The sequence below is a fragment of the Pseudoduganella violacea genome (assembly GCF_014191875.1).
Lineage (GTDB): Bacteria > Pseudomonadota > Gammaproteobacteria > Burkholderiales > Burkholderiaceae_D > Rugamonas > Rugamonas violacea_A.
In genome coordinates this window covers 68,878-80,457 of record NZ_JACHXD010000025.1, presented here as the reverse complement: position 1 = coordinate 80,457, position 11,580 = coordinate 68,878, and the positions used below count along the sequence as shown (strand labels likewise).

Sequence of the window (11,580 nt, the reverse complement as noted above, 5' to 3'; positions counted from 1 at the left end):
TTGACGGCGGCGCAGCGCGCGCAACTGCTGGCGCAGGGGCGGGGCGAAACGCTGGCCTATCCGGCCGGCCAATGCATCCATGAGCTGATCGAGGCACAGGCGGCGGCGCGGCCGCAGGCGCTGGCGGTGGCCGGCATGGGCCGCCAATTCAGCTATGCCGAATTGAATACCCAGGCCAATAAGCTGGCGCACCATCTGCGCGGACTGGGCGTGGGGCCGGATGTGCGTGTGGCCTTGTGCCTGGAGCGTGGACCGGACATGGTCGTGGCCCTGCTGGCGGTGCTGAAGGCGGGTGGAGCGTACGTGCCGCTGGACCCGGCTTATCCGGCCGAGCGCCTGGCCTATATGCTGGGCGACAGCGCGCCGGCGGTGCTGCTGACGCAGGCGGAACTGGGCGAGACGCTCAAGGCGCCGCTGGCCGCGCTGCATGGGCGCGGCCAGGCCTTGCCGCTGCTGGACGTGGCGCGCGATGCCTATCTGTGGTCCGGCCAGCCGGACGGCAATCCGCCGCGCGCGGCGCTGGCGGACTGCCATCTGGCTTACATCATCTATACCTCCGGCTCGACCGGCCAGCCCAAGGGCGTGATGGTGCGCCATCGCAATCTGGTGCATTCGACCTGGGCGCGGCGCCATGCGTATGGCGAGTACGGACGTTTCCTGCTGCTGTCGCCGATTTCCTTCGACAGCTCGGTGGCCGGCATTTTCGGCACGCTATGCTGGGGCGGTGCACTGTTTATCGCCGCCGCCGACACGGTACGCGATCCGCGCCGGTTGTTCGGCGAGATCGTGGCGCAGCGCATCGAGAGCCTGCTGTGTGTGCCCTCGCTGTTGCAGCAGGTATTGGAGGCGCCTGGGGCGGCCCCGGAAGCGTTGGCGCGCGTGATTGTCGCGGGCGAAGCCTGTCCGCGCGGCTTGCCGGCCCGGATGGCGCAGCGCTGGCCGCAGGCGCGTCTGTATAACGAATACGGCCCCACCGAAGCCACCGTCTGGGCCAGTGTGCATGCCTGCGGCGCCGGTGCGGAAGAGGGCGCGGTGCCGATCGGACGGCCGATCGCGAACAGCAGCATCTATATGCTCGACGAAGCGCGGCAGCCGGTGCCACCCGGGGTGCGCGGTGAAATTCATATCGGTGGCGCTGGTGTGGCGCTGGGTTATCAGAACCGGGACGATTTGAGCGCGCAGCGCTTCCTGGCCGATCCCTTCAGCGGCGAGCTTGACGCGCGCATGTACCGCAGCGGCGATATGGCGCGCTGGCTGCCCGATGGCAGCATCGAGTTCCTCGGCCGTGACGATTTCCAGGTCAAGTTGCGCGGTTTCCGCATCGAGCTGGGCGAGATCGAAGCTTGCCTGGCGGCGCACCCGGATGTGGCGGAAGCGGCCGTGCTGGCTGACGGCAGCGGCAATGATATGCGCCTGCTGGCTTATTACGTGGACACGGGCCGTGATCCTGGCGCCGACGCGCTGCGCCGCCACTTGCAGGCGCATTTACCGGCGCATATGGTGCCGGCCGCCTGCACGCGCATGCCGAGCATGCCGCTGACGCCGAATGGAAAGCTGGACCGGAAAGCGCTGCCTCCACCAGAAGGGCCATCCAGTACCGGCCAGACCTACGCCGAACCGGACGGCGCGCTGGAACAACGTTTGGCCGCGATCTGGTCCACGCTGTTGAAGATCAAGCGTATCGGCCGCCATGACAATTTCTTCGAGCTGGGTGCCCATTCGCTGATGCTGGTGGGGGCCCTGGAACGTATGCGCGAACAAGGTTTACATGCCGACGTGCAGGGCCTCTTCATGGCGCCGACCATTGCTGGACTGGCGGCGGCGCTGGTGGAGGCGGATACGGCGGCGCCGGTTCCGCCCAATATGATCCCGCAATGGGCGTACGGGCAGCAGGCACGCATTACGCCGGAGATGCTGCCGCTGGTGCAGCTGACGCAGACGGAAATCGACGGCATTTGCGCCACCGTGGAAGGCGGTGCCGCGAATGTGCAGGATATCTACCCGCTGGCGCCGCTGCAGGAGGGCATTCTCTACCATCATGTGACGGCGCAGGAACGCGACCCTTACGTGATGGCGCAGCTGATGTCCTTCGACAGCCGGGAAAGGCTGGATGCCTATCTGGGCGCGTGGCAGGCCGTGATCGACCGCCACGACATGCTGCGCACCGCGGTGCTGTGGCAGGGACTAAGCCAGCCGGTGCAGGTGGTGTGGCGTCATGCCGAGTTGCCGGTGCGGGAGGTACGGATGGCAGTCGGCGCCGATCTGCAGCAGCGCATGCTGCTGGAGTATGGGCCGTCGCGGCTTGCCATCGACATCGCCAGGGCGCCGCTGCTGCAGGCGGTGTGGACGCACGACGCGGCCGCTGGCCGCTGGCTGCTGCTGTCGCTGTCGCATCACCTGGGCGGCGACCACACGGCATTGGACGTGATGCAGGCCGAAATCGGCACCCATCTGCTGCAGCGCCAGCATCTGCTGGCGCCAGCTCTGCCTTTCCGCGATTTCATCGCGCATGCCCGCCGCACCGGACGGCAGCAGGAGGATGAGGCGTTCTTCCGCGCCATGCTGGCCGATGTGGATGAAACCACGCTGCCTGCGGGGCTGGCGGCCGAAGGCGGGCAGGAGGGAGCGTTTGCGCAGGCCCGGATGAAGGTCGATACCGGATTGTCGCTGCGGCTGCGGGCGGCGGCGCGGCGCCTGAGCGTCAGCGCCGCCAGCCTGCACCACCTGGCTTGGGCGCTGGTGCTGGCGCGGCTGAGCGGGCGGGAGGACGTGGTATTCGGCACCGTGCTGTTCGGCCGCATGCAGGGCGGCAGCGGCGCGGACCGCGCAATGGGCCTGTTCATGAACACGCTGCCCTTGCGTATGCGGGTCGGCGGCGCGCCGCTGGCCGAGGCGGTACGTTCGGCCCATGCCGCGCTGGCGGACCTGATGCGGCACGAGCATGCCTCGCTCGCACTGGCGCAGCGCTGCAGCGCGATCGCGGCGCCGGCCCCGCTGTTCGTCGCCTTGCTGAATTACCGGCACAGCGCCGCGCACCCGGCGGAAGACGTCGCGCAGGCCAGCGAGGGCATCCGGCGGCTGGCGGTCGATGAGCGCAACAACTACCCGCTGACGCTGGCGGTGGACGATCTGGGACAGGACTTCGGTCTGACGGCGCAGGTGCAAGGCACGCTGGATCCGGAGCGGGTCTGCCGCTTCATGCATGCCGCGCTGAAGGCGCTGGTGACGGCCCTGGGCAAGGACGAGACGATGCCGCTGCATGCGGTGGATGTCCTGCCGCCCGAGGAATACCGCGAGACGTTGGCGCAATGGCAATCCGTGCCGACCGCCTATCCGCGCGAACGCTGCGTGCATCAGCTGTTTGAAGAGCAGGCGGTGGCCACGCCGCAGGCCACGGCCCTGGTCTATGCTGGCCAGCAGCTGAGCTATGCCGAGTTGAATGCGCGCGCCAACCGGCTGGCGCGCCACCTGCGCCGTCTTGGCGCCGGACCGGATCAGCGCGTGGCCGTCTGCCTGGAGCGCGGTCCGCAGTTGTTGATCGCGTTGCTGGCTGTGCTGAAATCCGGCGCCGCCTACGTGCCGCTGGACCCGGCCCATCCCGCCGAGCGTCTGGCTTATACCCTGGACGATTGCGCTCCACTGGCGCTGCTGACGCAGGGCGGGGCGCCATCCTGGGCCGGCCAGCTGCGCCAGCCCGTGCTGGATCTGCTGCTGCCGGTCTGGGAGCGGGAATCGGCTCTGGATCTGGCGCCGGATGGCCTGCAGCCGGAGCATCTGGCGTATGTGATCTATACCTCGGGTTCCACCGGCAAGCCGAAGGGCGTGATGGTGGAGCACCGCGGCGTGGTCAATTTCCTGCATTCGATGCGCGCCATGACCGGCATCACGGCGCGCGACCGGGTGCTGTCGCTGACCACCTGCGCCTTCGATATCTCGGTGCTGGAGATGTTCCTGCCGCTGAGCTGCGGCGCCGGCGCGGTGCTGCTGCGCCAGGAGCAGGCCAGCGATGCGGCGCTGCTGGCGCGAGCCATCGAGGTTGATGGGGTGACACTGATGCAGGCCACGCCGGCTACCTGGACCATGCTGCTGGATGCGGGTTGGCCAGGCGTGCCGGGATTGAAAGCCCTGTGCGGCGGCGAGGCGATGACGGCGCCGCTGGCGCAGGCGCTGCTCGCGCGCTGCGCCATGCTGTGGAATGTCTACGGGCCGACCGAAACCACGGTCTGGTCCAGCGCCTTGCAAGTGACGCAGTACACGGCGCCAACGGGCGCCAATATGCCCCTGGGTGCGCCGATCGCCAATACCAGCATCTATCTGCTGGATGGCCAAGGGCGGCCGGTGCCGGCAGGCGTGGCCGGCGAAATCTGCATCGGCGGCAACGGTGTGGCGCGCGGCTATCTGAATCGGCCGGAATTGACGCGGGAGCGTTTTAATCCCGATCCATTCCGCGCCGGCGATGGCGCCCGCCTGTACCGCACCGGCGATCTGGGACGCCGCAACGCCAATGGCATGCTGGAATTCCTCGGTCGGAACGATTTCCAGTTGAAGCTGCGCGGCTACCGCATCGAACCGGGCGAAATCGAAGCCCTGCTGGCGGCGCACCCCGCGCTGCGACAGGCCGTGGTGGTGGCGCGCAGCGACGGCGCCGAAGCGCAGCTGGTGGCGTACTGCGTGGCGCAGGAAGGGCAGGCGCCGGATGCGCAGGAATTGCGCCGGCATTTGGCCGCCGAGCTGCCGCCATACATGGTGCCCGCCGCCTATGTGCTGCTGGACGCCCTGCCGTTGACCGCGAACGGCAAGCTTGACCGGCGTGCCTTGCCTGCGCCGGATGGCGGCGCGTATGCGCGGCGCGGCTTCGAAGCGCCGCAAGGGCCGGTCGAACAGGCTCTGGCCGAGATCTGGGCCGCGGTGCTGAAGCAGCCGCGCATCGGCCGCCACGATAATTTTTTTGAGCTGGGTGGACACTCGCTGCTCGTGATCGCGCTGCTGGAGGCGATGCGCCAGCGCGGTCTGCATGTGGAGGCCCGCTCGCTGTTTACCGCAACGACACTGGCAGGGCTGGCAGTCCTGACCGAGGAAATCGAGGAGATACGCATATGACGATGGAAAATTTGCTGGAACAGCTGAACGAGCGCGGTATCGTACTGGCCCTGGATGGCGCCGAGCTTGTCGTACGCGGCAAGAAGCAAGGACTGGATGCGGCGCTGCTGGCGCAGCTGCGCCAGCACAAACAGGCCCTGATCGGCTTTCTCGCTGCCGGCGGCGGCGCTGAGGGCGCGGCCGGCGCGGCGCGCGATGGCATTCCCGTCGGCAGCACGGCCATCACGCCGGCCATGCTGCCGCTGGTGCAGCTGGAGCAGGCCCAGATCGATGCGCTGGTGGCCCGCGTGCCAGGCGGCGCTGCCAATGTGCAGGATATCTATCCGCTAGCGCCGCTGCACGAAGGCATTCTGTTCCACCATCTGCTGGACGGCGAGGGCGATCCCCATCTGATGTCCCAGCTGACCAGCTTTGACAGTCGCGAAAGGGCCGACCAGTATCTGCGCGCCTTGCAAGCGGTGCTGGACCGGCACGACATGCTGCGTACCGCGATTCAATGGGAAAATCTGCCGGCGCCGGTGCAGGTGGTCTGGCGCCGCGCGCCGTTGCCGCTGACGGAGTTGGAACTCGATCCCGGCGCCGGCGATATCGCGCAGCAGCTGATGGCGCGCTTCGATTCGCGCCACTATCGCCTCGATCTGCGCCAGGCGCCGATGATGCAGGGCGTGCTGGCGCACGATCCGGTGCAGGGACGCTGGCTGCTGCTGACGCTGTACCACCATCTGGTGGGCGACCGCGTGGCGCTTGAACTGCTGGACCGGGAACTGGAGGCGCATTTGCTTGGCGCCGGTGGCGAGCTGCCGCCAGCCCAGCCTTTCCGCTCCTTCATCGCACATTTGCAGCGCAAGGGCAAAGGCGGGCAGGCGGGCGACGAAGCCTTCTTCCATCGCATGCTGGGCGATGTGGATGAACCGACCTTGCCCTTTGGCTTGCAGCCGGGCGGTTGCGAAAGCGGCGCGCTTGACGAGGCGCGTCTGCATGTGGATGCGGCGCTTGCGGCGCGCTTGCGGCAGTGCGGCCGCAAGCTGGGCGTCGGCCCCGCCAGCCTGTTTCACCTGGCCTGGGCGCAGGTGCTTGCACGGCTATCGGGCCGCCAGGATGTTGTTTTCGCGACCATTCTGTCGGGGCGCATGACGGGCGGCGCGCTGACGGAAGGCATGCTGGGCATGTTTATGAATACCTTGCCGCTGCGCGTGCGGCTGGACGGCGGCGAAGTGGAAGCCGCCGTGCGCCAGGTGCAGGCGGATCTGGTGGAGCTGATGCAGCATGAACAGGCATCGCTGACGCTGGCGCAGCGCTGCAGCGCCGTGCCGGCGCCCGCGCCGCTGTTTTCGGCCATGCTGAACTACCGGCACAGCGTCAGCGCGGGCGAGGCGCGCAGCAGCGCGGCGCGGCAGGCATGGCAGGGCATAGCGCGGCTGGCCTCGACGGAGCGCAATAATTATCCACTGACCTTGTCGGTTGACGATCTGGGCGAAGGTTTCCACCTGACGGTGCTGGCGCGCGCGCCAGCATCGGCGCAGCGCGTGGGCCGCTTCATGGCGCGCGCGCTGGAGCAGCTGGCGCAGGCTTTGGAAACGGCGCCAAACAGCGCGCTGGCGGAGCTGGACGTGCTGCCGCCGGACGAGCGCGCGCAGATGGCGCGGTGGAATGCCAGCGCCGCCGCCTACCCGCTGGAGCGCGGCGTGCACCGCCTGTTCGAAGAGCAGGCGGCGCGGACTCCGGATGCCACGGCCGTGGTGCACCTGGATCAGACGCTGAGCTATGCGCAGCTGAATGCGCGCGCCAACCGTCTGGCGCGCCATCTGCGCGCGCTGGGCGTGGGACCGAATGTGCTGGCCGGGATCTGCGTCGAACGCTCGCTGGAAATGGTGGTGGGCATCCTGGCGATCTTGAAGGCGGGCGGCGCCTACGTGCCGCTGGACCCGGCCTATCCGGCCGAGCGCCTGGGCCATATGCTGCGCGATGCGCAGTTGCCGGTGCTGCTGACCCAGCAGGGTGTGCTGGAGCGTCTGCCGCAATTGGCGCAGCAGGACAGCCAGGTGCTGTGCCTGGACCGCGACGACGGCTGGCTCGATACCTACGACTGCGCCAATCTGGAAGGCGGCTCGGGCGCCGACGACCTGGCCTATGCCATCTACACCTCGGGATCGACGGGACGGCCCAAGGGCACGCTGATCCATCAGCGCGGCCTGTGCAATCTGGTGAACTGGTATATCGCGCAGTTCGGACTGGGAGCGCAGGACCGCGCCCTGCTGTTCTCCTCGTTCAGCTTCGACCTGACGCAAAAGAATCTGTTCGCGCCGCTGCTGGTGGGCGGCCAATTGCACATCCCGCTGGAAGGCTATGCGCCGGACCAGGCGCCGGCCTATATCGCGCAACATGGCATCACCTTCATCAACTGCGCGCCGAGCGCCTTCTATCCACTGCTGGACTACGGCCTGCGCCAGCACGGTGGAACGCTGCGCCACGTCTTCCTTGGCGGTGAACCGATCAATGCGGCGCTGCTGCATGGGGCGCTGGGCGGCATGGCGCTGCAGGTGCATAACACCTATGGTCCGACCGAAGCATCGGACGTGGTGGCCTACTACAGCTGGAATCCGGCTGAAGCGCTGGACAGCCTGCCGATCGGCCGGCCGGTGGCCAATGCGCGGCTGTACGTGCTGGATGGGGCAGGGCACCTGGCGCCGGCCGGCGTGGCGGGCGAGATCTGCGTGGGTGGCGTGGGCGTGGGACGCGGCTATCTGGGCCGGCCGGAGCAGACGGCCGAGCGTTTCGGCAGCGACCCGTATGCGCCGGGCGAGGATGGGCGACTGTACCGGACCGGCGATATCGGTCGTTGGCGCGAGGATGGCCAGCTCGAATTCATCGGACGGCGCGACTTCCAGGTCAAGCTGCGCGGCTTCCGCATCGAATTGGGTGAGATTGAAGCGCGCCTGAGCGAGCATCCCGCCGTGCGCGAAGCGGTGGCCATGGTGCGCCAGGATGGCGCGGCAGAGCAATTGGTAGCCTATGCGACCCTGTTCGACAGCAGTCAGATCGAGGGCCTGCCCGAACTGCAGGCGGAGCAGGTGGCGGCCTGGCGCGATGCCTACGACAATACCTATTCGCATTCGCACACCGATAACGCGGTGATGGATTATGCGGGCTGGGTCAGCAGCTATACCGGCGCCCCGATTCCGCTCGAAGAAATGCAGGAGTGGCGCGAGAATACGGTGTGCCGCATCCAGGCGCTGCAACCGCGCCGCGTGCTGGAAATCGGTTGCGGCTCCGGCCTGCTGCTGCTGCAATTGGCGCCGCATTGCGAAGAATACGTGGGCACGGATATTTCGCCCGAAACCTTGCTGCGTCTTGGCGAGAAGCTGGACGAGCATGGATTGTCGCAGGTCAGCTTGCATGAACGGGGCGCCGACAATTTCGACGGATTCCAGGCGGGCCAGTTCGACACCATCGTCATCAACTCGGTCATCCAGCACTTCCCGGGCGCCGACTATCTGATGAAGGTGATCCACGGCGCGCTGGGCCTGCTGTCGCCGCAGGGGAAACTGTTCCTCGGCGATCTGCGCAATCTGAACCTGTTCGGCGCGTTCCATGCCTCGACCCAGTTGTTCCGTTCCGCCGATGGCGACAGCGCCGGCGATGTGCGCGCGCGCGTATTGAAGGCCATGGAGATGGATACCGAGCTGCTGCTGGCGCCCGATTTCTTCCTTGCGCTCAAGACGGTGGAGAGCGCCATCGGTTCCCTGCAGATCCTGCCCAAGGCAGCGCGCTACCGCAACGAATTGACCGATTACCGCTACGACGTGGTGCTGCACCGCGCCACGCTGGCGCCGCCGTGCGCGCCGCTGCAGCTGGATTGGGAGGCGGACCACCTGTCGGCCCAGGACTTGGCGCAGCGGCTGGCGCGGCATGCGGCGCCGCTGGTGCTGATACGGAATATTGGCAATGAACGGGTGGTGTGGGATGCGCAACTGTATCAATCCCTGAGTACCGTTCAGGGGGCAAGCGAAAGCAGCGCCGCGGCGTTGAGCCGCCAGTTACGCGATCCCCTGCACGCCCTGCATTGCCTCGATCCCGAGCGGCTGGCGCAGATTGCCGCGCAGGCAGGCTATGAGCTCGAATTGAGCTGGACCGGTTGCGATGCGGAGGGGCGCTACGGCGCCATCCTGCGCCGCCATGGCGATGCGGCGAATGCGGATGCGCAAGCCTTTCCGCACGAGTGCCTGGCGCAAGGCGCGCTGCCGGCGCAGCCGCGGCGCTATGCCAATGACCCGCTGCAGTACTTTATCCGCGCCCGCGTGGGCGAAACGCTGAAACAGGCCTTGCAAGCGGCGCTGCCGGAGTATATGGTGCCGGCGCACATCGTCTTCCTCGACCAGTTGCCGTTGACCGCGCACGGCAAGATCGACCGCGCCGCCTTGCCTGCGCCAGGCCTGGCGCGCCAGGACAGCGACTATATCGCTCCGCGCAGCGTGCTCGAACGGCTGCTGGCCGACACCTGGACCAAGCTGCTGAAAGTGGAGCGGGTCGGTCTGCACGACGACTTTTTCGACCTCGGCGGCCATTCCCTGCTGGCGGTGCAGGCGGCGAATGTGCTGAAGCAGGCCGGCGTGCTGATGCCGGTGGCCGATCTGTTCAAGTACCGCACGGTGGAACTGCTGGCGGCGCAGCTGGCGGCGCAAGCTGGCGCCGGCGCGGACCGGCAGGCCTTGCCGATCCGTGCCGGCGGCCGTCAAAAGCCGCTCTTCCTGGTGCACGACGGCAGCGGCTCGCTGCTGTACGCAACGGCGCTGGCCCAGCATCTCGACAGCGAGATTCCGGTGTATGGCTTGCCGCCCGAACCGCTGGGCGAGGTCCGGCTGCACACTGTCGAAGGCATGGCCAGCCGCCTGATCGGCATGATGCGCGCCGTGCAGCCGCACGGTCCTTACCGCGTCGCAGGCTATTGCGCCGGCGGCACCGTGGCTTATGAAATCGCCAGCCAGCTGCTGGGCGATAACGAGGCGGTGGAGTTTCTCGGCATGCTGAACACCGCCTATATCCCGCCGGGCGCCTATATGCAATATCTGATGCCGCCCAAGGCGCGCTTGCTGGCCCAGGCAGCGCCGGTGGCCGAAGCCGATCCGGCGCTGCTGCCGTTGTTTGCGGAACTGCGGCAGTCGGCGCCTGCAATGAGCCTGCAGCAGCTGATCGAAGCCTGCCAGCAGCAGGGCATGTTGCCGCCGACGCTGGCTGGCATGGCGGTGCGGGAGATAGAACAGGTGCTGGAGCGGCTGCAGGCGCTGGCGATTGCCGCCGACGGCGGCAGCTATGTCAGCCACCCGCTGCCGGTGCCGGTGCATTATTTCGGCGCGGCTGAAAATCCCGCCGATGCCCCGGCGCGCGGCTGGGATGGGGCGCTCGCGGCGGGACAATGCCGCCTGTCCGTGGTGCCGGGCAATCACCAGAGCATGTTGCAGCCGCCGCATCTCGCCACACTGGCCGCCCGTATGTCGCAGCAACTGCGCGCCGCCGCCGAAAGCCCGGTGATGGAAAGGGCCTACTCGCCCCTGGTGGCCTTGCAAACCGGCGCGCCGGAACATACGCCGGTCTTCTGCATTCCGGGCGCCGGCGCCAACGTCGGCAGCTTTGTCGCGCTGGCGGCGGCGCTTGGCAAGGAAACGCCGGTTTACGGCTTGCAGCCGCGCGGCCTGGATGGGGTGGCCGTACCGTATGCCAGCGTCGAAACCGCCGCCGGCGATTACGTCAAGGCGATCCGCCAGCTCTATCCCGAGGGCCGGGTGCATTTGCTGGGCCACTCCTTTGGCGGCTGGGTGGCCTGCGAGATCGCGCGCCAGTTGCATGCGGCTGGATGCGGACGACCCGCGCTTGCGCTGGTCGACAGCCTGCCGCCGAGCGCTCCAGACGCCTGTGCCGAATACACGCACGCCATGGTGCTGCGGGACATGGCCGCTGTGCTGCAGGAGGCGGCGGCCCGGCCGTTGAACCTGGTGCTTGGCGAGCTGGAGCAGGCCAGCGAGAGCGCGCAATATGCGCTGCTGCACCGCGCCATGGTGGATGCGGGTCTGATGCCGGAGCGTTCCTTGCCGAATGCGCTGCGCGGACCGCTGCGCAGCTTTGCGCGCTGCCTGCGCACCGCCTATGCGCCGGAAGGCCAATATCCCGGGCCGCTATTGCTGGTGCAGGCGGCCGGCAGCGCGGCGGCGGCTGGCGAAGAGGCAAGGCGCGCGCAGGAGCAGGCCTGGCGTGCTTACGCGCCGCGCTTGCGGGCCTGGTGCGCTCCCGGCAACCACGTGACCGTATTGGACGAGGCGCATGCCGGTGCGTTGGCCGAGCGTCTGCGCGTGGAATGGGAGGCGGCGGCGAAGATCGCGCTGGCGGCGCAGTAGTTGGCGGCGCGGCAAAATATCGTTGACGGCGGCGCTATTTAAGGTAGACTGGTGCCATTGCTTTTATTGCTATCTATCATAGATTGTATGC

Annotated in this window: 2 protein-coding genes; both read left to right on the top strand. The window is 67.7% G+C overall.

The features are described 5' to 3' along the window. The coding region (locus tag FHS03_RS26455) for a non-ribosomal peptide synthetase (RefSeq protein WP_183443889.1) at nucleotides 1–5,100 on the top strand (5,100 nt) is incomplete at its 5' end. Continuing rightward, nucleotides 5,097–11,489, top strand: a complete 6,393-nt coding sequence (locus FHS03_RS26450; RefSeq protein ID WP_183443888.1) for a non-ribosomal peptide synthetase — start codon at nucleotides 5,097–5,099, stop codon at nucleotides 11,487–11,489. The genes FHS03_RS26455 and FHS03_RS26450, both read left to right, overlap by 4 nt. The last annotated feature ends 91 nt before the right edge of the window (nucleotides 11,490–11,580 follow it).